This is a genomic window from Allorhizobium ampelinum S4, from assembly GCF_000016285.1.
GTDB lineage: Bacteria > Pseudomonadota > Alphaproteobacteria > Rhizobiales > Rhizobiaceae > Allorhizobium > Allorhizobium ampelinum.
The window spans coordinates 679,217-704,334 of record NC_011988.1 but is presented as its reverse complement, the minus strand read 5'-3'; the positions used below and the strand labels follow the sequence as shown (position 1 = coordinate 704,334).

The window sequence follows — 25,118 nt, the reverse complement described above, 5'->3', positions numbered from 1 at the left end:
TAGCCAATGGGCTAGGTCGCAATGGCGACCGGGTGCCATTCTCGCTTCAACGCGCAAAATGGCCGGAATATCACGTAAATTGACCGGATCGGAAACTGCGTTGCAATCTCCGATCCGGTCTTTTCAAACGATACGCTTAGACATCAGATTTAAGGGTCGGTATGCGGCGCGTGATGTCCGGATGGTTTACCCAAGCCAAGCCAGGACTTCAATTTTTCACGCACGGTCTGGAACGTGACGTAGAGCATTGGAATGACGAACAGACCGAGTGTACTGGCCGTCAGCATACCGATGAAGACCGGCGTACTGACATTGTGCCGTGCCATCATTGAGGCACCATTTGCCCAGACCAGCGGCACGAGACCGAGGATGAAGGCAATTGATGTCATCATCACGGCGCGAAAACGCAGCTTTGCGCCCAGAACCGCCGCATCGGCAATCGGCATGCCCGCCTCACGCTTTTCCTTGGCGAACTCGACGATCAGAATGCCGTTCTTGGCGGCAAGGGCGATCAGAACCACAAGACCGATCTGTGCGTAGAGATCCATCGTCATGTGGGTGAGTGCCATGCCGGCAAAGGCACCAAACACACCCACGATGACGGAAAGCAGAACCGGCACGGGAATGGTCCAGCTTTCGTAAAGCGCCACTAGGAACAGATAGGCAAACAGCAGGGCGAGTGCCAGGATGATACCCGTCTGACCTGAGGCCTGCTGTTCCTGATAGGCCGTACCTGTCCATTCCAGCGCAAAGCCGGATGGCAGGGTCTTGGCGACCACCTGCTTGAAAGCCTCCATGGCATCCCCGGAAGACGTGCCGGGAGAAGGCGAACCGTTGATGGTCACGGCGCGATAGTTGTTATAGCGTGTAATGACCGGCGGGCCGACAATTGTCTTTACCTCGGCAATCGACTGGAGAGGCACCATGTCGCTATTGGAGTTGCGGACATAGATGTTCCAAAGCGCCGATGTATCGCGGCGATTGGCGGCATCGCCCTGGACCTTGACCTGCCAGGTGCGTCCGAACTCGTTGAAGTCGTTGACATAAGAGCCACCGAGCGTCGCCTGTAGGGCGTTAAAGATATCACTGATGCTGATACCGAGCGCCTGGGCTTTTTCACGGTCGATATCGAGATAGATCGACGGCGCATTGGCACCATAGGTGGTAAAGACACGTGCCAATTGCGGGTTCTGATTGGCCGCACCAACCACACCATAGGCCACATTGGCCATGGTTGCCGGATCAGCACCCTCAAGCGATTCGATCATCGCTTCGAAACCGCCGCTGGTGGAAAGACCAAGAACCGGCGGAAGATTGAAGGGCAGAACCGTGGCGGCCTTGACCTGCTGGACCATGCCGAACGTCTGGCCGATGACCGCTTGGACCTTGTCCAGGGCTGCGGGACGATCCGCGAAGGGTTTCAGCCGCACGATCATGAAGGCGGAGTTGCTGGCCGAATAGCTGTCAAGGAAGGAATAACCGATAACCGAGGAGACGTTATCGATTTGAGGAATAGCCTTCAGCAAATCCTCCACCTGTCCAACAGCACCACTTGTCCGCGCCACCGAAGCGCCATCGGGCAATTGTACCGCGATGAAGAACGTGCCCTGGTCTTCTTCCGGTAGGAAGCCGCTCGGGGTGATCTTCGACATGCCATAGATACCAGCGCCACCGACCCCGATGATCAGCAGGGATAGGACCGCCATGCGGACCATTTTCTGGACTGCCCAGGCATAGCCGTCGCGGGTATTGTCGATACGCCGACTGATCCAGCCCATGATGCCGCGTTTTTCGCCGGTATGGCGCAGGAAGACGGCGCAGAGAGCCGGCGACAGCGTCAAGGCGTTGATGGCCGAAATCAGCATGGCAACACTGATGGTGACCGAGAACTGCCGGAACAATTCCCCTGAGATACCGGAGATGAAGCCGATGGGAACGAAAACCGAGAGCAAGACAAGCGTGATCGCAATAATCGGACCGGTGACCTGTCCCATGGCCTTCTTGGTGGCGGCAACCGGGGTCAGCTCCGGCTCCTCCTCCATCACGCGCTCGACATTTTCCACGACGACAATCGCGTCGTCAACGACGATGCCGATGGCGAGAACAAGGGCGAGAAGCGAGACCGTATTGGCCGAATAGCCAAGCGCCAGCAATACCGCGAATGTGGCGATAACGCTGACCGGTACGGCGATGATCGGGATGATCGTCGCCCGGACATTGCCGAGAAACAGGAAGACGACCACAGCCACCAACACGAAAGCTTCGATCAATGTATGAATGACGGATTCAATCGTATCCTGAACGAAGGTGGTCGAGTCATACATGACATTGGCGCGCATGCCTTCCGGCATCCGGCTGTTCAATTGCGCGATCTTGGCGCTGACGGCCGCAGCCGTATTCAGCGCATTCGCACCGGGAGACATGTAAATGCCCATGGCAACACCCGGATCGCCTTCGCGTCGGGAGACCGTGTCATCGTTCTGTGCGCCCAGTTCAACACGGGCGACATCCTTCACCTTCAGGACAGAGCCGTCCTTATTGGCACGCAGCACGATATTGCCGAATTCCTCCGGCGTCTCAAGGCGGCCCTGGGTCTGGACGTTGTATTGAAATGCCTGGTCATCAGGCACCGGACGTGCACCGATACGGCCAACGGGTGCCTGAACGTTCTGGGCTGAAATCGCACTTGTGACATCCGAAGGCACCAGGCCAAGGCTGGACAAGCGGTCGACATCGAACCAGATGCGCATCGAATACTTCATGTTGCTGAAGAGCGATGCCGAACCGACGCCTGGAACACGGGAAATCTCGTCCAGGACGTTGATCGTCGCATAATTGGTCATGAACAACGGGTCAAACTTGCCCTTGTCGCTCTGCAACATGATAAATTGCAGGATGGACGAGGATTTCTTGCTGACCGAGACACCCAGACTTTGAACGTCGCTGGGCAGCGAGGACAGAGCCGTCTGCACGCGGTTGTTGACGTTAACGGTGTTAATGTCAGCATCGCTGCCCAGCGCGAAACTGACAGTCAGCGAATAGCTGCCATCATTACCGCTGGTGCTTTTCATATAGAGAGCTTTGTCGACCCCGATCACCTTGGATTCGATCGGTTGCGCGACGGTCTGTTCCAGCACCTCGGCGGAAGCGCCGGGATAGGAGGCCGTCACCTGGACCTGTGGCGGCACGATATCGGGAAGTTGGGATACCGATATTCTGGTCAGCGCCAGCCCACCGGCAATCGTCAGCACGATGGCAATGACGATTGCCATGCGTGGACGATCAATGAAAATATTGGAAAACATCGCTTAGCCCTGCTTTGGTGCGGCGGGTGAAGGAGCCTGGTCGGCCGGCTGTGCATTAACCGGTGTATTGGGCCGAACACGCTGGATGCCGTCGGTAATCACCTTGTCGCCTTCCTTGAGGCCATTGGTGACAACAGCCATGTCAGGCGTGGATTGCCCAAGCGTCACACGGCGCACCTGCGCAACGCTCTTGTCATCAACCACATAGACGTAGGAGCCCTGCTGGTCGATCATGACCGAGGCGCGCGGAATGGTGAGGTAGTTGGTTGGCTCGACGGTTTCGAGGATCACGCGGACGAATTCGTCATTCACCAGTTCCCGATGTCCCGTTGGCAGCAGCGGATTGGGGATCGTGCCACGCAGGGTGATGGAATCAGTATTCTCGGAAACGCTGATGTCGTAGAAATCAAGCGTGCCTTCCTGAGCGTATAGTCTGCCATCGGGCAAGCGGATCTTGAGCTTCACGCTCTTTTCCAGACCGCCTTCCTTGTCGAACCGCTGTCTCAATTCAATGAGACGGCGCACCGATATCGGGAATTTCACATACATCGGGTCCTGACTGACCACTGTGGCCAAGGTTCCCGATGAAGACGACACGACATTGCCGACCGTGACAGAAGCAAGGCCGATACGACCATCGATAGGCGCGATGATATCGGTATAGCCGAGATTGATCTGCGAGGTGCGCACATCCGCTTCGGATTCCGCGACCTTGGCAATCGAGGTCCGCTGGGTGGCGCGTGCGTCGTCCAGATTGCTCTGGCTGCCGCTGCCCCCGGCTCGAAGTTGTTCATTACGAGCAAGGGATATATTCGAATTTTCAAGGGTGGCCTGGTTCTCGGCAAGAGTGGCCTTCTTGGAATCCAGATCAGCCTCATAGGACTGCCGCTCGATGCGGAACAGGACCTGGCCCTTCTTGACCTCGGAACCTTCCTTGAAAAGTTGTTCTTCCAGGAATCCGGTCACACGGGCGACGAGATTGACGGAATCCTTCGCCTCGACCCGGCCATTGACCTCGGTCGTGTCATTGATCGGCTTCAGCTTGGCAATCGTGACGCCGACGGCCGGCGGTCCAGCATTTGGCATCTGCGCAAATGATGGGGTGGAAAAGGAAAGGGCTGCAATAGCGCAACCCGCAACAAGAAATCGCTTTGTTTTTTGCATGGCTAGGAACACTCCAACGGTAGCCTCTCCGATATATATACATACATACCGTTTGTAAATAGGATTGATCGCAGCGTACAAATATGTGATGAATTAGAAAACGACGCGCCGTGCCCAATAAATTCGCCCAGGAGGACCCATTGCGGAGAACCAAGGAAGAAGCAGCCGAAACCCACATGCAGCTCCTGAACGCTGCCGAGCAACTTTTCCTCACCAAGGGCTTTGACCAGACGTCATTGGACGAAATTGCCCAGGCGGTTGGCGTGACGCGCGGTGCTGTCCATTGGCACTTCAAGAACAAGCGCGGCATTCTCGAAGCCCTGCGCAACCAGGCTTTCAAGCCTTTCGAGCACTTGGCGGCTCGGCTTCCGGCGGACAGTTCCGTCGACGTGTTTGCCGCCCTTGAACAGATATTGTTCGACATGCTGGCGCATCTTCAGGCCGACGAGCGGCGGCGCGGTGTGATCCGGGTCAGCCTCCATCTGGACCTTTCGATAAAGGAAACCGACTCGGATGGCATTCTGAGCACGCTCAAGGGCAAGCTGCTGCCCCTCTTCCAGGTTGCCGCCGACAGGGGCCAGTTGACTGCGCCCTGGAACCCGGCCTCCGCAGCCATGACCCTGAGCGCGACCATATCGGGCCTGATCGGCGAATGGGCCTTCGGCAGGGATAATTTCCAGCTCGTACCGTATGCACAGCAATTCGTCCGGATTGCTCTGGTGGGGTTCGGCATGCAAAGCCAGGACTGTTCTACATTCCATAAACAGCCTGGGAAGGCCTGATCCATCTGTCTCGGTGGCGTCGGTATAATCCGCTCCCCTTAGCCTCCGGAACCAAAGATTCCACCAAATATCCCCTGCTTTCAGCAGTAAAAATACCGCTTGGCTTGTAGATTCCAGATCCGACGCACTCGGCCTTTCCAAGGCATTGAGCTTTGCGTCTTATCAGCAGTGCGCCGCACTGCGAGGCCGGATCGATGGAGCGACCCTTGGACATTCTCGAACGCCTCGTGGCCTTCCCTTCCGTTGTCGGCACAGCCAACGGCGAGATCGTCAGCTTCATTCGTGACTATCTGCAAAACCACGGCGCGGCAGTGAGCGTGCTTCCCGGGCCGGAGGGCGATCGCAGCAATCTGTTTGCCACCATCGGCCCCAGGCATGTGCCCGGCTATATTCTGTCAGGCCATATGGATGTGGTGCCAGCAGGCGAAAGCGGCTGGGTGAGCGATCCATTCCAGTTGCGACGCGAGGGCGACAGGCTTTTTGGCCGCGGCACCAGCGACATGAAGGGGTTTTTGGCCTGCGCTTTGGCCTGCGTGCCAAAGCTTGCCGCCATGCCGCTGGCCCGTCCCATCCATCTTGCTTTTTCCTATGATGAAGAGGCCGGGTGCCGTGGCGTGCCGCATATGCTGGCGCAACTGCCGAGCCTTTGCGAAAGCCCGCTTGGGGCCATTATTGGCGAACCCAGCGGCATGCGGGCAATCCGCGCCCACAAAGGCAAGGCTGCGGCCCGCGTCACCATTACCGGGCACTCCGGCCATTCATCGCGGCCCGATCTGGGCCTGAATGCGATTCATGCGATGAGTGAGGTTCTGATTGCTGCCCGCGATGCTGCCTCTGATTTAACGAGCGGCCCGTTTGAAGCGGTGTTTGAGCCGCCCTATTCCTCGCTGCAAGTGGGAACCGTGCGCGGGGGACAAGCCGTCAATATCATTCCTGATACCTGTGAGGCCGAGTTTGAGGCCCGCGCTATTTCCGGCGTTAATCCCGCAGCGCTTTTGCAGCCGGTGCGCCGGACAGCGGAAGCGTTGAAAGACAAAGGCTTTGGCGTGGAATGGGCTGAAATGAGTGCCTACCCCGCACTCTCACTCCCCCAAAACGCACCCCTTGCCGCGCTTCTGCACAGGCTCACAGGCGTCGAGCCGCTGGCGGCCGTCAGCTACGGCACCGAAGCCGGGCTTTTCCAGCAAGCGGGTATCGATGCCATCATCTGCGGCCCCGGCGATATCAGCCGTGCCCACAAGCCCAACGAATATATCCTGATGGATGAACTGGCCACCTGCCAGACCACGATCACCGCTCTCGCAGACCACTGCTGCAAACTCTGAACCAAGGACCAATCCATGTCTCTTTTGAAAACAATCGACACCAACCCCACGTTCACCCCGAAAGAATCCAAGGCCCTGCCAGAACGTTTGATCTCTGGTGATCCGGCCTTCAAGACTTGGCCGCAGGATGTCTGCCGTGGAGAGATGATCCACACTGGCGTGTGGGAAGCCACCCCCGGCGAGACCAAATCCATCAAAGGCGAGAGCTTTGAATACTGCCATATCCTATCGGGCGTGGTGGAGATTACGCCTGAAGGCGGCGAGCCGGTGATTTACAAGGCGGGCGATCATTTCATCATGAAGCCGGGCTTTGTTGGCGTTTGGAAGACCATTGAAACGGTGAAGAAAATCTACGTCACCATCATGGCGTAAGCCAAGCTTGCCTAAGGAAATACCATGACCCTCAGCTTCGATCCAGACACTATTGCCCTGCCCATCGGCCATTTCATTGGCGATGCGCTGGTGGCTGCCAATGGCGCACTCGACATGTACCGCCCATCCGATGGCAAGGCCTATGCGGGGTGTCCGATTGCCAATGAGGACATGGTGGATCGGGCCGTTCAAACCGCAAAACAGGCGCTAAAAACCAGCCAATGGGGCAGCGTGCGCCCACGCGAACGCACGATTGTGCTCCAACGCTGGGCAGACCTGATTGAGCGCGAGGCCGAAACATTGGCCAAGCTGGAGGCTCTCTCCTCCACCCGTCCGGTCGGCCATCTGATTGCCGGGGATATTGCTGTGACCGCAGAGCAAATCCGCTTCTTTGCCGAAATGGCAGACAAGGAAGGCGATGCGCTGGTGCCGACGGATGGTGATAGTCTCGGCATGATCATGAGCGAGCCTTATGGCGTGGTCGGAGCGATCACGCCATGGAATTTTCCGGTTTCCATGGCGGGCTGGAAGCTTGGGCCAGCACTGGCCGCTGGCAACGCCGTGGTACTAAAACCATCAGAAATGACACCCTTTTCCAGCATCTATCTGGCACAATTGGCCTTGAGGGCCGGGATTCCGGCGGGGCTGATCAATATCGTGCTGGGCGATGGCGCTGTCACTGGCAATGCCATCACCGGCCACCCGGATATCGCCAAGGTCAGCTTTACCGGCTCCACCGGAGCGGGTCAGGCGATTATGGGCAATATTGCCCGCACGGGCGTCAAACCCATGACACTGGAACTGGGCGGCAAAAGTCCGCAACTGGTGTTTGCCGATGCCGATCTGGACAAAGCCGCCACCGCCATTGCCCACAGCATTCTTTCCAACGCGGGCCAAGCCTGTGTTGCTGGCTCACGCCTGATTGTTGAGCGCAGTGTGATGGAGCCTTTGGCACAAGCGATCATCGCCAAAATGAAGGCGGTGAAGGCAGGCCCAACCTGGGATGCAACAACACAATATTCGCCGATTATTTCACACCGCCAGCGCGAGCGGATCGACAGCATCGTCAAGGCCGCTATTGATGCCGGGGCTGAGTGCCTGACGGGTGGCGACATCATGGAAGGCGATGGGTATTTTTATACGCCAACCTTGCTCTCCCATGTCGATCAGCATTCTCCGGCTGTGACACAGGAAATTTTCGGCCCCGTCTTGACCATGCAGTCTTTTGAGCATGAGGACGAAGCGCTGGCTTTGGCAGACCACCCCACCTATGGGCTTTGTGCAGGCCTGTTTACCCGCGATCTCTCCCGCGCCCTTCGCCTGACACGCTCGCTTCAGGCGGGGACTGTTTGGGTCAACCGTTATGGCCGCTCACGGGATCATATTTTACCCACAGGCGGTTACAAGCAATCCGGCATTGGCAAGGATTTGGGCCGCGAGGCCTACCATGCCAATCGCAAGAGCAAGAGTGTGTTGATTGGGCTTTAGACCGCCCATTGAGAGTTTTTTCAGGAAAAAATGGAAACTCATTTTCCCGAAAAGAAAAACGAAAACAAGAAAATCGAGAATCTGTCCGGTTCAATCTGAACCCGACAGGCGCTCGCTTGAGGCGTCACCGTTCTTTTCCTCGGGCGCGTCCGCTTCGTTGGCTTCGTTTTTCTTCTTCTCTGCTTTATCCTGATCGTGATGCCATTTTATGGCGAAGAACATGGCCGTGCCCAACACGATAATCTTTGCCGGAAAGAAGACGATAGGGAACCAGTCCACCCAGTCGCTCGTCATTGGCCATTTCCTTTCAGAGATTCATCAATGCGGTCTCCCATAGAATAATACAGCCACACATGACACGTGCGTTTTGTCGCAAGCGCGACGCCAGACGATGGCTTGGGAAAACATATCAAGCAGACGCGCAAAGCTTTCATGCATCCGCAAATCCAATGATCCTGCACGATTGAAGGCTGCCCTTCTCACTGAAATCTATCGAGAATCTTATAATACATGCCCACCAACGGCAAAAACCATGGCTTGCCAAAGTGCCCCGGCACGGCGGGCCAATCGAGGCCTTTCAGTGGATTGGCATCAGGCTTGCCCATGATGGTATCGGCCATGATCATGCCGAGGTGGGTGGAAAGCTGAGCACCGTGGCCGGAATAGCCCATGGCATACCACATCCCATCCTGATAGCCTGCGCGGGGATAGCGGTCCTTGGTCATATCCACCAGACCGCCCCAGCAATAGTCGATCTCGACCTTGGCAAGCTGTGGGAAAATCGCGGCAAGGGACTGGCGCAGGATTTCGCCGCTTTTGGCGTCCGATTGCTGATCGGATGTGGCGGAAAAACGGGCGCGACCGCCGAAAATCAGCCGATTGTCGGGTGAAAGACGCCAGTAATTGCCGATGTTCATGGTGTTCACGCAAGTGCGGTTGCCCGGCATCACGCTCGCCACTTCCATGTCTGATAAAGGCCGCGTGGCAATCAGAAAGCTGCCGACCGGAATGATACGGCGGCGGAAGAAGCTGAAATTGGGCGTGGTATAGGCCCCGGTGGCAACCAGCACATCCTTGGCGGTCACGCGGCCCCGCGCAGTGGCCAGGTGGTGGCGGTCGCCTTGTTTTTCAACAGAGGTGACAGAGGCCTGCTCAGTAATCAGAGCGCCGTGGCGGTGGGCGGCATTCGCAAGGCCCACCACATAGCGGCCCATATGCATCATGGCGCTTTTTTTGGAGAGCATGGCACCAAAAAAAGGTGAGCCAACCTCACTTTTTAACTCCGATGGCGACAACAGCGCCGTATCGGGATCAACCTCAGCATGCAGCGCTTCGAAATTGCGGGCAAGCCCCTCGAAATGCTGTGGCTTGGAGGCGAGTTTCAGCTTTCCGGCACGGCGGAAATTGCAATCAATGCCTTCCTCGGCAATCAGCGCCTCGATGGTATCGATGGAACTGTCGAGCGCTTTGTAAAGCGCAATCGCCCTCTCCTTGCCCAGCTCCGCCTTGGCCCCCAGATAGCTGTGAGCCAAACCATTGTTGAGGTGCCCGCCATTGCGGCCAGAGGCGCCCCAACCAATGCGCCGCCCCTCCAGCACGATCACCTTTGCCCCCGCTTTCGCCAGTTGGCGGGCGGCAGCGAGGCCTGTAAAGCCGCCGCCAATCACGGCGACATCAAAATCGCCTTCAATTGCGCCGGTGATGCCCTCGGCAAATTGCGGGGCGGTGTCGTGCCAGTAGGAGAGATATTTCATGGCTTAAAGACCAAACACGCCGGGCAGATCGTGAACGCCTGCGATTTCCTGATAGCCATAATAGGGATTGGCTGGCTCGTGACCACGGTTGACCCAGACTTTGTTCTTGATGCCCAGATCATGGGCCGTCATCAGATCATAGCGGAAGGAAGACGACACATGGGTAATGTCTTCTGGTCCGCAGCCGAGCATGTCGAACATATATTCAAAGCCCTTCATGCGCGGCTTGTAGGATTGCGCCTGCTCTGCCGTATAGACCGCATGGAAAGGCGCGCCGAGCTTTTCCACATTGGACATGATCTGCGAATTCATGGCGTTGGATAGAATCACCAGCGGAATTTCCTTGGCCACTTTGGCAAGACCAGCAGGCACGTCCGGGTGCGGACCCCAGCTGGGCACGCGCTCATACACGGTCTTGGCGTCTTCATCGCGGAACGTTACGCCGTTTCTCTTGCAGGTGCGTTCAATGGCATTATGGACCACATCGGCATAGGGCTTCCAATCGCCCAACACCTCATCCAGACGATAGGCTGAGAAGTCCCTCACAAACGCATCCATGTGGGCAGCATCCAGCTGGGGGCCGTAAATATCGCGGGCCGCTTCCGCCATCTGGAAATTGATGAGCGTACCGTAGCAATCGAAGGTGATGAATTTCGGACGGAAGGGAGCCATGGGTTTCTTGATCCTTGCAAAGCATATCGTTCGGGTTTCCCCATCATAGGCAGAGCCAAGCCCACCCATTCACCGCAATTGCTACCTCTCAAAGCACAATGTTGCGTTTGCAGCGGAGGATTTGGCAGAGAGTTTTGCAAACCCCTAAGAGCCGTTGTCCAGACACACGGAAGAAATGCACTCTCACGGCATAAGATGCGGCAATGATCTGTCGGAACGGCCAAACATACCAAGGACACGCGATCGTCGGGATGATCTTCTTTGCGCGCGGGGCTATCACTGAGAAGCACTAGAGTTTGCCTTGGGAAAAGTGGCCACCGGTTTTCCCGAAAAGACAAACTCAAACAAAAAGCCAACAGATTTCAGGATAGTGCCATGCAGGCAAGCCAGATCGACATTATTTCTTTTGGTCCCGAACACATCGACGGCGCATTTATGCTGTCGCAGCAAGCCCAATGGCCACATCGCCGGGAAGATTGGGCCTTTGTGCTGTCCTTGAGCAAGGGCTTTGTGGCGCTTGAAGGCAACCGCGTGGTGGGAACCGCCATGGCGACGCTTTACGCAGAGACCTGCGCCACCGTCAACATGGTCATCGTCGACGCCTCCATGCGCGGTCGCGGGCTTGGCCGCAAATTGATGGACATGGCCTTAAATGCCGCAGATGGGCGCGAATGCCGTCTGGTGGCAACGCAGGATGGCCTGCCCCTCTACGAAAAGCTTGGCTTTGTCGCCGCTGGTGAAATTATCCAGCATCAAGGCATTGTCGAAGATGGCGCTATCGCCAATTCTGCAATCTCCTGGGCTGATCAGGACGTGGCGCAAGATTTGGCCACCCTTGATGCGGCTGCCTTTGGCGCGGATCGGAGTGGTCTGCTGAGCAAGCTCGCGGAAACCGGCAAGTTTGCCATTCTCAGAGATGCTGGCCGCATCACCGGCTATATCGCCCTGCGTCCTTTTGGTCGCGGTGAAGTCGCGGGGCCGGTCGTGGCGGCCAATCAGGACGATGCAAAAGCCCTTCTGTCCTTTGTGTTCGCTGCAAGAACAGGATCATTTCTGCGCGTCGACACAGCCGTTGCAACAGGCCTTGCGCCTTGGTTGACGCAGCAAGGCCTTGTTCACGTGGGCAGCGGCGTGCCGATGCGACGCAATGCGGCACAGATAGATCCGAATGAATCGGCTTCCGTTAAAACCTACGCACTCGCCAGCCAGGCCCTCGGCTGATTTTTTGGAGATCTGATAATGTTGAGCAATTCTCTTATTGAGTTGGACCGCGCCCATCTGGTGCATCCGGTTGCCTCCTATCGCAGCCATGAAAAAGCTGGCGTGCGCGTTCTGAAATCGGCCAGCGGCGCAACCGTCACTGATTCCACCGGACGTCAACTGCTCGACGGCTTTGCCGGTCTGTGGTGCGTGAATGCCGGTTACGGCCAGGAAAGCATTATCGAGGCAGCAACCAAGCAGTTGCGTGAACTGCCTTACGCCACCGGCTATTTCAGCCTCGGCTCGGAACCCGCCATCCGGCTGGCTGCCGAACTGGCTGACCGGGCACCCGGCGATCTCAACCACGTCTATTTCACTCTGGGCGGCTCAGACGCTATCGACAGCACCATCCGCTTCATCCGTTATTACTACCATTGCAAAGGCACACCGCAGAAGGACCAGTTCATCTCGGTGGAACAGGGCTATCATGGCTCATCCACGGTCGGCGCAGGCCTGACGGCTCTGCCGCTGTTCCACGCCGGGTTCGGCCTGCCATTTGACTGGCAGCATAAAATTCCGTCGCACTACGCCTATCGCAACCCGGTCGGCAATGATCCCGCCGCTATTATCGCTTCATCGGTTGCCGCCTTGCGGGCAAAGGTTGAGGAACTGGGTGCAGAGCGTGTGGCCGCTTTTTATGTGGAGCCAATTCAAGGCTCCGGCGGCGTGATTGTTCCGCCAGATGGCTGGCTAAAAGCCATGCGCGATGTCTGCACCGAGCTGGACATTCTGTTCGTGGCCGATGAAGTCATCACCGGCTTTGGCCGCACCGGGCCGTTGTTTGCCTGTGCCGATGATGGCGTGGTGCCGGATCTGATGACCACCGCCAAGGGCCTCACCTCTGGCTATGTGCCGATGGGTGCGGTGTTCCTGTCCGATACAATCTACAACACCATTGCCGATGGTGCCGGATCAGCCGCCATTGGCCATGGCTATACCTATTCGGCCCATCCGGTCAGTGCCGCTGTTGGCCTTGCCGTGCTGAAGCTTTACGAAGACGGCTTGCTGGACAACGGCCGCAAAATGGGCGCACGTTTGATTGCGGGCTTGGAAAGCCTGAAAGACCACCCGCTGGTGGGCGATGTGCGCGGTCGTGGCATGCTGGCCGCCATTGAAATGGTGGTGGACAAGGATAAGAAAACCCCTCTGCCAGCCGCTGCTGCCCCCGCCACCCGGGTGTTTGAACGCGCCTGGGACAATGGCCTTGTCATCCGCGCCTTTGCCAATGGCATTCTGGGCTATGCGCCGCCGCTGTGCTGCACGGAAAGCGAAATCGACGCCATTGTCGAGCGCACCAAAAAGACGCTGGATCAGACGCTGGAAGATCCGGACGTTCGCACTGCCATGGCCTGAGACCACAGCCAGTCAGGCGAAATACCGCCGAACGATCAGATTCAGAATTTTCTGCCGTCTTAAGATCGGCATTCGGGAAGAAACAGCCCGTAGCTCCTGTAATACTTCGGGTGCGCCTCAGTAGAAAATGCCAGGGCGCATTCAAGATAAAAATAAAAGTTAAGCGAGGAAACCAAGGGATCGTGAGTGACAGGAACGGCATTTGCCGAGCCTGATGCATGAAGATGGACAAGCCAGAGGATGCAATGATGGCAAAGGCCTTTGCGGATTTCAAATATCTCACCTTCGACGTGGTCGGCACGCTCATTGATTTTGAGAGCGGCATTACCGATTGCCTCGCTGAGATTGCCGCAGAGACAGGTGTGACGATGGATGGAGAACAAGCTCTTTCGCTCTATCGTGCGGCCCGCTATGACGATGAAGCCTTGCTTTTTCCCGACGATCTCGCGCGGGTCTACCTAAAGATCGCCCCCGCCCTCGGCCTGCCGGCAGACGCTGCCTTTGGCGAGCGTCTGCGTAGCTCCGTCACCGATTGGAAGCCCTTTGCCGATAGCGTTGCTGCGCTGGCGAAGTTGAAAACCCGCTACCGGCTGATTGCCATGACCAATGCGCAACGCTGGGCCTTTGCGTATTTCGATGAAGCCTTGGGCGAGCCCTTTCATGCCGCCTTCACCACCGACGACACAGCGACGGAAAAGCCTGATCCGGCGTTTTTCGAAACTGTTTTCGCTTTCGTTGAAAAGGAAGGCAATAGCCGCGCCGATATCCTGCATGTGGCACAAAGCCAGTATCACGACATCGGCATTTCACGGCAGCTCGGCTTAACCAATTGCTGGATCGAGCGACGCCATGCCCAAAAAGGCTATGGCGGCACGATCGAGCCGGAAACATTTGTGAAACCCGATTTTCACTTCACCTCCATGGCGGGACTTACCGAGGCTGTAGAGTTGGATCGCGCCGCCTGAAGGCAACACTCGATAAAATCAGCATACGATGACGTGCCACCAAAAGGCACGCAACACAGTCAACAACAATAAGGGGAATGTCATGACAGACAAGCAGACGACAAACTGGACCGGCGCTGACGATGCCATGGTGGAAAACGCCATTCGCCGTGGTGCCACCCGCCGCGAACTGATGCAGATGATGCTGGCTGGTGGCGTTGCCCTCACCGCCGCCGGCTCCATCATGGGCCGCGCCTCAAGCGCGCTGGCCGCAACGCCGGTCAAGGGCGGATCTTTGAAAGCCGCCGGCTACTCTGCCTCCAATGCCGATACGCTGGACCCGGCCAAGGCCTCGCTTTCCACCGACTATGTGCGCTGCTGCGCGCTCTATAACCGTTTGACCATTCTCGACAAGTCCGGCGCCCCACAGATGGAGCTGGCAGAATCGGTTGAAAGTAAGGACGCTCAGGTCTGGACCATCAAGCTGAAAAGCGGCGTGACCTTCCACGACGGTAAGACGCTGACCGCAGACGACGTGGTCTATTCGCTGAAGCGCCATCTCGACCCGGCCACCGGCTCCAAGGTTGCCAAGATCGCCGCCCAGATGACCGGCATCAAGGCCGTCGACAAGCAGACCGTGGAAATCTCCCTGGCGCATGCCAATGCTGACATGCCGTCCATTCTCGCCATCCATCAGTTCATGATCGTTGCCGATGGCACCAAGGATTTCTCCAAGGGCAATGGCACCGGTGCCTTCGTTCTCGAAAAATTCGAGCCCGGCGTCCGCTCGATCATGAAGCGCAATGGCAATTACTGGAAAGCTGGCGGCCCGAATGTCGACAGTTTCGAATTTTTCGCCATCAGCGAGGACAATGCCCGTGTCAACGCGCTCCTGTCGGGTGACATCCAACTGGCCGCCTCCATCAATCCGCGCTCCATGCGTCTGGTCGATACCCAGGACGGCTTCGTGCTGTCGAAGACGACATCGGGCAATTACACCAATCTCAACATGCGCATGGACATGGCGCCGGGCAATAAGAAAGACTTCATCGACGGCATGAAGCTGATCGTTAACAGGGAGCAGATCGTCAAATCCGCATTGCGTGGGCTGGGCGAAGTCGGCAACGACCAGCCGCTGTCGTCTGCCAGCTTCTATCATAATGCCGACCTGAAGCCGAAGGCCTTCGATCCCGACAAGGCAAAATTCCACTTCCAGAAGGCGGGCGTGCTTGGCCAGTCCATCCCGGTTATCGCATCAGAAGCCGCAAGCTCTTCGATAGACATGGCGATGATTATCCAGGCATCGGCGGCAGAAATCGGCATGAAGCTCGATGTCCAGCGCGTACCCTCCGATGGTTATTGGGACAAATACTGGTTGAAGGCACCGGTCCATTTCGGCAATATCAACCCACGTCCAACACCAGATATCCTGTTCTCGCTGCTCTATTCTTCCGATGCTCCGTGGAACGAAAGCCAGTATAAGTCGCCGAAATTCGACAAGATGCTGCTCGAAGCTCGTGGCCTTCTCGATCAGGCCAAGCGCAAGGAAATCTATGGCGAAATGCAGGTGATGATCGCAGAGGAAGCAGGGACGGTTATTCCCGCCTATCTTTCCAATGTCGATGCCATCACCGCCAAGCTGAAAGGGCTTGAACCCAGCCCGCTGGGTGGCATGATGGGTTATGCCTTCGCCGAATATGTCTGGCTGGAAGCCTGATACCAATTCGGCAGACCTTCTACGAGCGGGCCTTGGCAAATGGCTTTGGATCGATGCGTGCTTTATCCAGCGCATCGCGGCAAAACCGTTTGCCAGCCTGGCGGCACACTATCACGGTCATCCGCATTCCGATTACCCGAAGCGATTGCCGAAGATTGATCGCCCTAACCCAGCTGGAGCATGTGCGTGAACGCCCGAGCCTTTTCCCTTGTTGTCAACAGGCTGATGATCGCCCTGATCACCTTGATCATCGTGTCGCTGGCCGTTTTCATGGCGACTGCGCTCTTGCCAGGCGATACGGCGACCATGCTGCTCGGTCAGGCCGCGACACCGGAAGCCGTCGAGGGCCTGCGTCGGGCCATGCATCTCAACGATCCCGCAATCTTGCGTTTCCTGCGTTGGGCAACGGGCTTGTTGCAAGGCGATCTCGGCACGTCCTATGCCAATAACATGCCGATTGCTGAGCTGATTTCCGGCCGTCTGGTCAATTCCATGAAGCTTGCCGGCATTACCGCCCTCCTGGCTGTTCCCATCGCACTGACGCTGGGTATTACCTCGGCCATGCTGCGCGGCTCTCTCTATGACCGCTGCGTCACCGTGGTGACCATTGGGGTGATTTCCGTGCCGGAATTCATGATTGCCACCTCTGCCGTTCTGCTGTTTGCGGTCTATCTGAAATGGCTGCCAGCGCTGTCCTTTGCCAATGAGGTTCACACATTTGCTGGCCTGGTGCGCGTCTATGCCATGCCCGTCATCACCCTGACCTTCGGCGTTTCAGCCCAGATGATCCGCATGACCCGGGCAGCTGTGATCGAAACCCTCGATACGCCCTATGTGGAAATGGCGTTGCTGAAAGGCGCCTCACGCCGCCGCATCGTGCTGCGCCATGCGCTGCCCAATGCGCTGGGGCCAATCGTCAATGCCATGGCGCTATCACTGTCCTATCTGATCGGCGGGGTCATTATCGTCGAGACGATCTTCAACTATCCCGGCATTGCCAAGCTGATGGTCGATGCCGTCGCCACCCGTGACCTGCCGCTGATCCAGAGCTGCGCGATGATCTTCTGCGTCGGCTATCTCGTGTTGATCACCATTGCCGATATCGTTTCCATTCTCTCCAATCCGAGGCTGCGATGACTATGACGCAACTGAACGGCACGCCATCAACAGCACCAGTCGTCCGCAGACATCGGTCATTCGGCTATCGCATCAACGCCGTTGGCATTGCCGGTCTCACCGTTATTGCTGCCTGGGCATTGGTGGCGATCTTCGCGCCCCTGCTCATTCCCCATCCAGTCGGTGAGATCGTCGATTTCGACTATTTCGGGCCGATGAGCAACACGCTCTGGCTGGGCTCCGACTATCTCGGTCGGGACATGCTGTCGCGTATCATCATGGGTGCGCGCTACACGGTCGGCATTTCGCTGGCCGCCGTCACTATCGCCTGTTTTTCCGGCGTTGTGCTTGGCATGATCGCCGCCGTCGCCGGTGGCTGGATCGATACCGTGCTCAGCCGCTTTCTCGATGCGATGAACTCCATTCCCAGCAAGCTTTTCGGTCTGGTGGTGGTCGCTGCCGTCGGATCGTCGATCCCGGTTCTGGTCATCACCCTGTCGGTGATCTACACGCCCGGCGCCTATCGATTTGCCCGGGCGCTTGCCGTCAACATCAATGCCATGGATTTCATCAGCGTCGCACGCATCCGGGGCGAGACTATTTTCTACATCATCCGCTCTGAAATCCTGCCGAATATTACCGGACCGGTGCTGGCGGATTTTGGGCTGCGCTTTGTCTTCATCGTTTTGCTACTCTCGGGGCTTTCGTTTCTGGGCCTCGGTGTCCAGCCGCCCAATGCCGATTGGGGCGCATTGGTGCGTGAAAATATCGGCGGCCTGCCCTTTGCGGCACCAGCGGTGATTTTCCCGTCGCTGGCGATTGCCAGCCTGACGATCAGCGTCAACATGCTGATCGATAATCTTCCCCGCAAGATCCGCGACAGGAGTGCATGATGGCAAACCTCGTGGAAATCCGCGACCTGAAGGTCCAGGCCACCACCGATTCCGGCCGCAAGGTCGAGATTATCAAGGGCATCAGCCTGGACATACCGCAGGGTGAAATCGTTGCCTTGATCGGCGAGAGCGGCTCTGGAAAAACCACCATCGCCTTGACCTTGATGGGCCATACCCGCCCCGGATGCCGTATAACCGGCGGCACGATCAGTGTCGCGGGCAAGGATATGGCCGCACTTTCCGAGCGTGATCGCGCCGGTATTCGCGGAACCGATGTCGCTTATGTGCCGCAATCGGCGGCGGCGGCTTTCAATCCGGCCATCCGCATCATGGATCAGGTGATCGAGGTCACCCGCATTCACGACCTGATGTCGAAGGATGAAGCCCGCACCCGCGCCGTGGCGCTGTTTCGGGCGCTGTCCCTCCCCAATCCCGAAACGATTGGCACACGCTATCCGCATCAGGTCTCCGGCGGCCAGTTACAACGCCTGTCAGCGGCCATGGCGCTGATAGGAGACCCGAAACTGGTGATTTTCGACGAGCCGACCACGGCGCTTGACGTGACGACGCAGATCGAAGTGCTGCGCGCCTTCAAGTCAGTGATGCGCAAGGACGGCATTTCCGGGGTCTATGTTTCCCATGATCTGGCCGTCGTCGCCCAGATTGCCGACCGGATCGTCGTGCTCAAGGGTGGCGAAGTGCAGGAAACCGGCACCACCGCCGAGCTGCTGGCGCATGCGCAACATCCTTATACCCGTGAACTTCTGTCTGCCTTTGAACCGAAGCCCCGCACAACACCGCTTGCCGAAGACAAGAGCCTCAAGCCCCTGCTGGAAATCGAAAACCTGATTGCTGGCTATGGTGATCTGCAAGCGGATGGCCTGCCACTCGTTCAGGCGGTGCAGTCCGTCAGCCTGACGGTGCGTAATGGCCGCAACCTCGGCATTATCGGCGAATCCGGTTGCGGTAAATCCACGTTAGCGCGCAGCATTGCCGGGCTCCTGCCATTGGCGGCAGGCCATATCATTTTCAATGGCCGCGAACTGGGCCGTCATGCCCGCGACCGCACCCGCGACCAGCTACGTGAAATGCAGATCGTCTTCCAATCCGCCGATACGGCGCTGAACCCAGCCAAATCCATCGAGGACATCCTCGGCCGTCCGCTGACCTTTTACCATGGAATGAAGGGCAAGGCGCGCGATGCCCGCATCAACCAATTGCTCGACATGGTGCATCTGCCGCAATCGCTGCGCCAGCGCCGCCCCTCGGAACTGTCTGGCGGCCAGAAACAGCGGATCAATTTCGCCCGGGCGCTGGCAGCGGAACCAAAGCTGATTCTGTGCGATGAAATCACCTCTGCGCTCGACACCGTGGTCGCCGCCGCCGTCATCGCGCTTTTGAAGGAATTGCAGCGCGAACTTGGCCTGTCCTACATTTTCATCAGCCACGATCTTTCGGTGGTGGAAGCGATCTGCGACGAGATCGTAGTGATGTATGCGGGCAAGAAGGTCGAGCAGATCTCGCCGCAACAGCTTACCGCCCCGCAGCATCCCTATTCGAAACTGCTGTTTTCCTCGGTGCCGAAACTCGACCCGACCTGGCTCGATACGCTGCAACAGGACCCGGAACTGGTGAGGACCTACCGCATCAATCCGTGAGGCCTGGATTTCGAGACCTCAATCCCTGCCAACCGTATGCTGGGTCAATGTGCTGCTGGCATCGCCGACAATTTCGACATGGCGATAGGCCGCTTCGGCAGCGGCAGTCTTTTCACCGCGCAGGATGGCATTGACGATGGCTTCATGTTCCTGGAAAGACAGAGACAAGCGGCCCGTCAAGCGAAACTGGGCGCGGCGAAACGGTGCCAGCCGCGACCGGGTTTGCGTCACCAGTTCCAGAATATGCTGGTTATGGGCGCCCTGATAGATCCGGTTGTGAAACTCGATATTATAGGCGGAATAATCCTCCGTCTGCCCCGCTTGGACGATGCGGATTGAATCGCGATGCATCCGCTCCAGCAACCGGCGCTCCTCCAGCGTCATGCGCTCTGCTGCAAGTCTGGCGCACATCCCTTCAAGCTCCGCCATCGCCTCGAACATCGAGGTCAGAAACCCGCCGGTGACGTTGGTGACAACAGCGCTCTTGTTCGGCTTGCGCTCCACCAGACCCATGGCGCACAATTGTCGAAGCGCCTCGCGCACCGGCGTGCGTGACACCTCAAAGCGGGCGGCAAGCGATCCTTCATCCAGTTTATCATCCGGCTGCAAATCACCGACGATAATCAGGTCGGCAATGGCGCGCACCAGCTGTTCGACCGTGTTGCCGGCACGAACAAGTTCGCGCACCCTCGGCTGATTCATTGAGATTTCCCAGTCTTATTATCGTCTGTATGCAGTTTTAAAAATCACTTGTTTTGGCAGGTTAACCCACTGCCCTACTGATATCAAAGCACGATTTTCACAAAAATACACAACTTTCGTGCGAGATCAGGAGCTTTTCCCTGAAGGATTTAGCAAATTTAATAGTCGCGCTCAAAAAATATTCATCTGAATTTTAAAAGTGCATACAGATGCACTGGCAGCAACCAGAGACCGCCAAGAAACTCCTTTCAAGCATAGCCTTCAGATCTGGCATGGTGATTGCATACACTTTCTCAAATCATCCGCACCGGACGAGAGCCGGATCAAACAGGGGAACCTATCGATGACCAGATCGCCTTCCTTTACCCGCCGTCATTTCCTGCAAACCTCCGCCCTGGGTGTCGCTGCCACCATCGCTGCTCCCGGCATGCTGCGTTCCGCCCAGGCTGCCGATCTCACCGTCGGCTTCATCTATGTCGGGCCGAAGGATGATTATGGCTATAACCAGGCCCATGCCGAGGGCGCTGCCGTGGTCAAGGCCTTGTCCGGCGTAACTGTCGTCGAGGAAGAAAACGTACCTGAAACCGTCGATGTCCAGAAGACCATGGAATCGATGATCAATCTGGATGGTGCCAGCCTGCTGTTTCCGACCTCTTTCGGCTATTTCGACCCCCATATGCTGGCGGTCGCGCAGAAATATCCTGACGTTCAATTTCGCCATTGCGGCGGCCTCTGGCAAAAGGGCAAGAACCCAGACAATACCGGCTCCTATTTCGGCTACATCTTCCAGGGCCAATATCTGAACGGCATTGCCGCCGCCTATGCCACCAAGTCGAAGAAGATCGGCTTCGTCGCCGCCAAGCCCATTCCGCAGGTGGTACAGAATATCAATGCCTTCCTGCTCGGTGCCCGCTCCGTCGATCCGTCCATCACCTGCCAGGTGATTTTCACGGGCGAATGGTCGCTGGCCGTCAAGGAGGCCGAAGCCACCAATGCGCTGGTCGATCAGGGCGTCGATGTCATCACCTGCCATGTCGATAGCCCGAAGGTCGTGGTGCAGACCGCCGCTGGTCGCGGCGCTTTCGTCTGCGGCTACCATGCCAACCAGAGCCCGCTGGCCCCTGAGAAATACCTGACGGGCGCAGAATGGGCCTGGGGCAATGTCTATACCGATTTCGTCAAGAAGGCGCAGGCTGGTGAAAAGCTCGGCAATTTCGTGCGCGGCGGGTTGAAGGACGGTTTCGTCAAGATGAGCCCGCTTGGCCCCGGCGTCTCCCCTGAGGCCCGCACCAAGTTTGAAGCCACGCTTGCCACCATGAAGGCAGGCGGTTTCTCCGTGTTCAAGGGCGGCCAGAAGGACAACAAGGGCAATACCGTCATCCCCTTGGGCAAGGACTATGCCGAAGACGCCATCGAGCTGGAAAGCATGAACTACCTGGTCGAAGGCGTCATGGGGTCGATGGGCTGAACCAATGGAGGCGCGGGCCATGACCACGACACCTGAGAGCCGGACACCCCAGCCGCATGGCTTGCAACCCAAGTCTGCGGGGCGTCACGCGCTGCGTCCGGTGGTGGAATGGCTGGCCCGCCGCGCCGAGCCGGTGGCCATCACTTTGCTGGCCGTGCTGATGGGGCTTGGCCTGTTCAGCCTGTTCATTATCGCCATCGGCAAATCGCCGCTGCAACTGTTCCAGCTGATGTTTGCGGGCGGCTTCGGCTCGTGGTTTTCACTGCAAAATGCCCTTAGCCGGGCAGCCCCGCTGCTGCTGACCGCACTCTGCGTGGCACTTCCGGCGCGCCTCGGACTGACAATCATTGGCGCGGAGGGCGCGCTGGTGCTGGGCGGCCTGGCGGCGGCGGCCATCGCCGTTCCGCTGGCTCCGGGCTTTAGTCCCCCTGCTCTTTGGCTGATCATGGGGCTTTGCGCCATGCTGGCGGGCGGTGTGTGGATCGGCTTTGCCGGAGCGCTGAAACATTATCGCGGCGTCAATGAAACCATATCCTCGCTGCTGCTGGCCTATATCGCCATCGCGCTGATGAACCACCTGATCGAAGGGCCGCTGCGCGATCCGGCCAGCCTCAACAAGCCCTCGACCCTGCCCCTGCCCGCCGCCGACATGATCGGCAAAATCCCCGGCATGGACGTGCATTGGGGCCTGGCCGTCGGCGTCATCGCCTGCATTCTCTCCTATATCGTGATCGAATGGACCAGCATCGGTTTTGCGGCCCGGATCGCGGGCGGCAATATGCGCGCCGCCCAGATCCAGGGGCTTCCGGTTGGGCGGTTGATCGTCGGCTTCACCGCGCTGGCCGGTGGTTTTGCAGGCCTTGCCGGGATGATCGAAGTTGCCGCCGTGCAAGGCAGCGCCAATGGTGCGCTGGTGGCTGGCTATGGCTATACCGGCATTCTCGTCGCCTTCCTCGCCCGGCAAAATCCGCTGGCGATCATTCCCGTCGCGATCTTCCTCGGCGGCATCACCGCGTCCGGCGGCTTGATCCAGCGCCGCATGGGTCTGCCGGATGCCACCGTGCTGGTGCTTCAAGGCACGCTGTTCGTGGTCATCCTGTTTTGCGAAACGCTGTATGGCCGGTTCCGCGTCTTTAATCCTGAGCTTTGGAAACAGCCGGACGCCGCGAAAGGAGCCCAATGATGGACGATAGCGCACTTGGCCTCTGGGGCGTGCCGCTGGCGATATTGGCGGGAGCCATCCGGGTCTCCACCCCCTTCATCTTCGTCAGCCTCGGCGAAACCCTGACGGAACGATCAGGCCGCATCAATCTCGGTCTTGAAGGCACATTGGTGTTCGGTGCCATGGCCGCCTATGCCGTGGCGGTCATGACCGGTTCGCCCTGGGCTGGCGTCGCGGCTGCCATGGTGGCCGGATCGCTGTTTGGCCTGCTGCATGGCTTTATCTGCAAATTTCCGAAGGTCAACGATATCGCCATCGGCATTGCGATGATGCAGTTCGGGCTGGGCCTCGCCTTCTTCTTCGGCAAGCCGTTCATCCAGCCGGTCGCGCCGAAACTGCCGGTCATTTCCCTCGGCTTCTGGTCACACCTCCCACAGATCCAGGCGGCTTTGACCATCAACATCCTGTTCGTCATCGGCCTTGTGCTAGCACTTGTGCTCTGGTGGGCGCTGAAGAATACCCGGATCGGCCTGATCCTGCGGGTGGTCGGCGACAGTTCGGATGCGGCGCGTGCCATGGGCATCAACCCGGACACCGTGCGCCTGCTGGCAACCATGGCAGGCGGGGCGTTGGCGGCGGTGGGTGGTGCCTATCTGTCGCTGTTTTATCCCGGCTCCTGGAACGAGCGGATTTCGTCTGGCCAAGGCCTGATGGCCGTGGCGCTGGTGATTTTCGCCCGCTGGAACCCCCTCGGTTGCGTGCTGGCGTCCCTGCTGTTTGGCGGGGCTGGTGCGCTCGGCCCGGCGCTGCAATCCGTCGGCGTTAGCGAGGGCTATTATCTGTTTTACGCCGCACCCTATGTGCTGACCCTGATCATTCTCATCATCACATCGTCACCGACACGGGCGCTGTCCGGCGCTCCGGCGGCGCTTTCCTTGACGAAATAAAGCACAGGAGGTTCCCATGAACGGATTGGGCGGATTGAACAAATCGGAACACGGCGTCGGCATTGGACTCGTGCAGCTACAACTTCCCGTCACCGTGACACCGCAGGATCTGGCCCGCCAGACCCAGGTGATCGTCGATCTCGTGGCCAAAGCCCGGCGCAACCAACCGGGCATGGATCTGGTGGTATTTCCCGAATATGCCCTGCACGGCCTTTCGATGGATATCAACCCTGATATTATGTGCCGGATGGATGGGCCGGAAGTGGCCGCCTTCAAGGCTGCCTGCAAACAGAACCGCATTTGGGGCTGTTTCTCGATCATGGAATATAATCCCGGCGGCATGCCCTATAATTCCGGCATTATCATCGACGATACCGGCGCGCTGAAGCTCTATTACCGCAAGATGCATCCGTGGGTGCCAGTCGAGCCATGGGAGCCGGGCGATCTCGGCATTCCCGTCATCGACGGGCCGAAGGGTGCCAAGCTGGCGCTGATCATCTGCCACGACGGCATGTTCCCCGAAATGGCGAGGGAATGCGCCTATAAGGGCGCCGAAATCATGATCCGCACGGCAGGCTATACCGCACCGATCCGCGAATCCTGGCGCTTCACCAACCAGTCCAACGCTTTCTGCAATCTGATGGTCACAGCCAATGTCTGCATGTGCGGTTCGGACGGCACATTCGACAGCATGGGCGAAGGGATGATCTGCAATTTCGACGGCTCGATCATCGCCCACGGCACATCAGGCCGTGTCAACGAGATCATTACCGCCGAGGTCCGGCCCGATCTGGTGCGTGAGGCGCGGCTGGGCTGGGGTGTGGAAAACAACATCTACCAGCTGGGCCATCGCGGCTATGTGGCAGTCGCTGGCGGCGCGCAGGATGCGCCCTACACTTACATGCACGACCTGGCAGCAGGCCGCTATCGCCTGCCCTGGGAAGTCGAGGTGAAGATCACCGACGGCACAGCCTGCGGCTTTGAAAAACCCACCCGCCTCTACGGCAAGCCTGCCAAATCCGCCGCCGAATAGGAG

21 protein-coding genes are annotated in these 25,118 nt (G+C 58.0%); 15 read left to right on the top strand and 6 right to left on the bottom strand.

All coding sequences use genetic code 11. The annotated features are described in order from the left end of the window. Window positions 1-149: 149 nt before the first annotated feature. Together AVI_RS20255 and AVI_RS20250 are read right to left on the bottom strand one after the other, a co-directional pair. A complete protein-coding gene (locus AVI_RS20255; protein WP_012654004.1) occupies window positions 150-3,305 on the bottom strand; it encodes an efflux RND transporter permease subunit in 3,156 nt (1,051 codons plus the stop codon). A gap of 3 nt (window positions 3,306-3,308) precedes the next feature. Further along, the gene (locus AVI_RS20250; protein WP_012654003.1) at window positions 3,309-4,469 is read right to left on the bottom strand and encodes an efflux RND transporter periplasmic adaptor subunit; all 1,161 of its coding nucleotides are present in this window, start codon (window positions 4,467-4,469) and stop codon (window positions 3,309-3,311) included. Between the two features lie 140 nt (window positions 4,470-4,609). Here AVI_RS20250 and AVI_RS20245 point away from each other — a divergent pair, with 140 nt between their 5' ends. From AVI_RS20245 to AVI_RS20230, 4 genes are all read left to right on the top strand, one after another. Beyond that, on the top strand, window positions 4,610-5,251 hold the full coding sequence (locus AVI_RS20245; RefSeq protein ID WP_049777351.1) for a TetR family transcriptional regulator: 642 nt from the start codon (window positions 4,610-4,612) through the stop codon (window positions 5,249-5,251). A gap of 194 nt (window positions 5,252-5,445) precedes the next feature. Next, window positions 5,446-6,576 (top strand): acetylornithine deacetylase, encoded by a 1,131-nt coding sequence (gene argE, locus AVI_RS20240; protein ID WP_012654001.1) that lies wholly within the window; start codon window positions 5,446-5,448, stop codon window positions 6,574-6,576. Window positions 6,577-6,591: 15 nt separating this feature from the next. After that, a complete protein-coding gene (locus AVI_RS20235) occupies window positions 6,592-6,948 on the top strand; it encodes a cupin domain-containing protein (protein ID WP_012654000.1) in 357 nt (118 codons plus the stop codon). 24 nt (window positions 6,949-6,972) lie between these two features. Beyond that, the gene (locus tag AVI_RS20230; protein WP_041698547.1) at window positions 6,973-8,436 is read left to right on the top strand and encodes an aldehyde dehydrogenase family protein; all 1,464 of its coding nucleotides are present in this window, start codon (window positions 6,973-6,975) and stop codon (window positions 8,434-8,436) included. A 90-nt stretch (window positions 8,437-8,526) separates the two neighbouring features. On the opposite strand, the gene AVI_RS20225 is transcribed toward AVI_RS20230, so the two are convergent. The 3 genes from AVI_RS20225 to AVI_RS20215 all read right to left on the bottom strand — a co-directional run bounded on the left by AVI_RS20225 (window position 8,527) and on the right by AVI_RS20215 (window position 10,862). Further along, the gene (locus AVI_RS20225; RefSeq protein ID WP_012653998.1) at window positions 8,527-8,730 is read right to left on the bottom strand and encodes a hypothetical protein; all 204 of its coding nucleotides are present in this window, start codon (window positions 8,728-8,730) and stop codon (window positions 8,527-8,529) included. Between the two features lie 185 nt (window positions 8,731-8,915). After that, a complete protein-coding gene (locus AVI_RS20220; RefSeq protein ID WP_012653997.1) occupies window positions 8,916-10,190 on the bottom strand; it encodes an NAD(P)/FAD-dependent oxidoreductase in 1,275 nt (424 codons plus the stop codon). Between the two features lie 3 nt (window positions 10,191-10,193). Beyond that, window positions 10,194-10,862 (bottom strand): haloacid dehalogenase type II, encoded by a 669-nt coding sequence (locus AVI_RS20215; RefSeq protein WP_012653996.1) that lies wholly within the window; start codon window positions 10,860-10,862, stop codon window positions 10,194-10,196. Between the two features lie 375 nt (window positions 10,863-11,237). Here AVI_RS20215 and AVI_RS20210 point away from each other — a divergent pair, with 375 nt between their 5' ends. The 7 genes from AVI_RS20210 to AVI_RS20180 all read left to right on the top strand — a co-directional run bounded on the left by AVI_RS20210 (window position 11,238) and on the right by AVI_RS20180 (window position 19,803). After that, the gene (locus tag AVI_RS20210; RefSeq protein WP_012653995.1) at window positions 11,238-12,083 is read left to right on the top strand and encodes a GNAT family N-acetyltransferase; all 846 of its coding nucleotides are present in this window, start codon (window positions 11,238-11,240) and stop codon (window positions 12,081-12,083) included. An 18-nt stretch (window positions 12,084-12,101) separates the two neighbouring features. Next, window positions 12,102-13,475 carry an aspartate aminotransferase family protein gene (locus tag AVI_RS20205; RefSeq protein WP_012653994.1) on the top strand — a complete coding sequence of 458 codons (1,374 nt, stop codon included), beginning with the start codon at window positions 12,102-12,104 and terminating at the stop codon, window positions 13,473-13,475. 248 nt (window positions 13,476-13,723) lie between these two features. Then, window positions 13,724-14,440 carry an HAD-IA family hydrolase gene (locus AVI_RS20200; RefSeq protein ID WP_041698935.1) on the top strand — a complete coding sequence of 239 codons (717 nt, stop codon included), beginning with the start codon at window positions 13,724-13,726 and terminating at the stop codon, window positions 14,438-14,440. A gap of 82 nt (window positions 14,441-14,522) precedes the next feature. Continuing rightward, the gene (locus AVI_RS20195) at window positions 14,523-16,136 is read left to right on the top strand and encodes an ABC transporter substrate-binding protein (protein ID WP_012653992.1); all 1,614 of its coding nucleotides are present in this window, start codon (window positions 14,523-14,525) and stop codon (window positions 16,134-16,136) included. Window positions 16,137-16,316: 180 nt separating this feature from the next. Next, the gene (locus tag AVI_RS20190; RefSeq protein ID WP_012653991.1) at window positions 16,317-17,273 is read left to right on the top strand and encodes an ABC transporter permease; all 957 of its coding nucleotides are present in this window, start codon (window positions 16,317-16,319) and stop codon (window positions 17,271-17,273) included. A 2-nt stretch (window positions 17,274-17,275) separates the two neighbouring features. Then, a complete protein-coding gene (locus AVI_RS20185; RefSeq protein WP_049777350.1) occupies window positions 17,276-18,145 on the top strand; it encodes an ABC transporter permease in 870 nt (289 codons plus the stop codon). Then, window positions 18,145-19,803: an ABC transporter ATP-binding protein gene (locus AVI_RS20180; protein ID WP_041698931.1), complete on the top strand. Its 1,659-nt coding sequence runs from the start codon at window positions 18,145-18,147 to the stop codon at window positions 19,801-19,803. The genes AVI_RS20185 and AVI_RS20180 overlap by 1 nt, the downstream gene beginning before the upstream one ends. Before the next feature lie 18 nt (window positions 19,804-19,821). Here the strand turns inward: AVI_RS20180 and AVI_RS20175 are convergent, their stop codons facing one another. Then, the gene (locus AVI_RS20175) at window positions 19,822-20,505 is read right to left on the bottom strand and encodes a GntR family transcriptional regulator (RefSeq protein ID WP_012653988.1); all 684 of its coding nucleotides are present in this window, start codon (window positions 20,503-20,505) and stop codon (window positions 19,822-19,824) included. Window positions 20,506-20,848: 343 nt separating this feature from the next. On the opposite strand from AVI_RS20175, the gene AVI_RS20170 reads away from it, so the two are divergent. From AVI_RS20170 to AVI_RS20155, 4 genes are read left to right on the top strand one after another with little or no spacing between them, the layout of a single operon-like run. Further along, the gene (locus AVI_RS20170; RefSeq protein WP_041698545.1) at window positions 20,849-21,973 is read left to right on the top strand and encodes a BMP family ABC transporter substrate-binding protein; all 1,125 of its coding nucleotides are present in this window, start codon (window positions 20,849-20,851) and stop codon (window positions 21,971-21,973) included. A gap of 19 nt (window positions 21,974-21,992) precedes the next feature. Continuing rightward, a complete protein-coding gene (locus AVI_RS20165) occupies window positions 21,993-23,156 on the top strand; it encodes an ABC transporter permease (RefSeq protein ID WP_080517051.1) in 1,164 nt (387 codons plus the stop codon). Beyond that, window positions 23,156-24,082 carry an ABC transporter permease gene (locus AVI_RS20160; protein ID WP_012653985.1) on the top strand — a complete coding sequence of 309 codons (927 nt, stop codon included), beginning with the start codon at window positions 23,156-23,158 and terminating at the stop codon, window positions 24,080-24,082. Before AVI_RS20165 ends, AVI_RS20160 begins: the two co-directional genes overlap by 1 nt. Window positions 24,083-24,098: 16 nt before the next feature. Further along, window positions 24,099-25,115 carry a formamidase gene (locus AVI_RS20155; RefSeq protein ID WP_012653984.1) on the top strand — a complete coding sequence of 339 codons (1,017 nt, stop codon included), beginning with the start codon at window positions 24,099-24,101 and terminating at the stop codon, window positions 25,113-25,115. Window positions 25,116-25,118: the final 3 nt, after the last annotated feature.

Excerpts from the sequence above, each read along its gene's own strand:
- AVI_RS20255 (WP_012654004.1), bottom strand. The coding sequence starts at position 3,305 with ATGTTTTCCAATATTTTCATTGATCGTCCACGCATGGCAATCGTCATT.
- AVI_RS20250 (WP_012654003.1), bottom strand. The coding sequence starts at position 4,469 with ATGCAAAAAACAAAGCGATTTCTTGTTGCGGGTTGCGCTATTGCAGCC.
- argE (WP_012654001.1), top strand. The coding sequence starts at position 5,446 with ATGGAGCGACCCTTGGACATTCTCGAACGCCTCGTGGCCTTCCCTTCC.
- AVI_RS20235 (WP_012654000.1), top strand. The coding sequence starts at position 6,592 with ATGTCTCTTTTGAAAACAATCGACACCAACCCCACGTTCACCCCGAAA.
- AVI_RS20230 (WP_041698547.1), top strand. The coding sequence starts at position 6,973 with ATGACCCTCAGCTTCGATCCAGACACTATTGCCCTGCCCATCGGCCAT.
- AVI_RS20225 (WP_012653998.1), bottom strand. The coding sequence starts at position 8,730 with ATGACGAGCGACTGGGTGGACTGGTTCCCTATCGTCTTCTTTCCGGCA.
- AVI_RS20220 (WP_012653997.1), bottom strand. The coding sequence starts at position 10,190 with ATGAAATATCTCTCCTACTGGCACGACACCGCCCCGCAATTTGCCGAG.
- AVI_RS20215 (WP_012653996.1), bottom strand. The coding sequence starts at position 10,862 with ATGGCTCCCTTCCGTCCGAAATTCATCACCTTCGATTGCTACGGTACG.
- AVI_RS20210 (WP_012653995.1), top strand. The coding sequence starts at position 11,238 with ATGCAGGCAAGCCAGATCGACATTATTTCTTTTGGTCCCGAACACATC.
- AVI_RS20205 (WP_012653994.1), top strand. The coding sequence starts at position 12,102 with ATGTTGAGCAATTCTCTTATTGAGTTGGACCGCGCCCATCTGGTGCAT.
- AVI_RS20200 (WP_041698935.1), top strand. The coding sequence starts at position 13,724 with ATGGCAAAGGCCTTTGCGGATTTCAAATATCTCACCTTCGACGTGGTC.
- AVI_RS20195 (WP_012653992.1), top strand. The coding sequence starts at position 14,523 with ATGACAGACAAGCAGACGACAAACTGGACCGGCGCTGACGATGCCATG.
- AVI_RS20190 (WP_012653991.1), top strand. The coding sequence starts at position 16,317 with ATGTGCGTGAACGCCCGAGCCTTTTCCCTTGTTGTCAACAGGCTGATG.
- AVI_RS20185 (WP_049777350.1), top strand. The coding sequence starts at position 17,276 with ATGACGCAACTGAACGGCACGCCATCAACAGCACCAGTCGTCCGCAGA.
- AVI_RS20180 (WP_041698931.1), top strand. The coding sequence starts at position 18,145 with ATGGCAAACCTCGTGGAAATCCGCGACCTGAAGGTCCAGGCCACCACC.
- AVI_RS20175 (WP_012653988.1), bottom strand. The coding sequence starts at position 20,505 with ATGAATCAGCCGAGGGTGCGCGAACTTGTTCGTGCCGGCAACACGGTC.
- AVI_RS20170 (WP_041698545.1), top strand. The coding sequence starts at position 20,849 with ATGACCAGATCGCCTTCCTTTACCCGCCGTCATTTCCTGCAAACCTCC.
- AVI_RS20165 (WP_080517051.1), top strand. The coding sequence starts at position 21,993 with ATGACCACGACACCTGAGAGCCGGACACCCCAGCCGCATGGCTTGCAA.
- AVI_RS20160 (WP_012653985.1), top strand. The coding sequence starts at position 23,156 with ATGGACGATAGCGCACTTGGCCTCTGGGGCGTGCCGCTGGCGATATTG.
- AVI_RS20155 (WP_012653984.1), top strand. The coding sequence starts at position 24,099 with ATGAACGGATTGGGCGGATTGAACAAATCGGAACACGGCGTCGGCATT.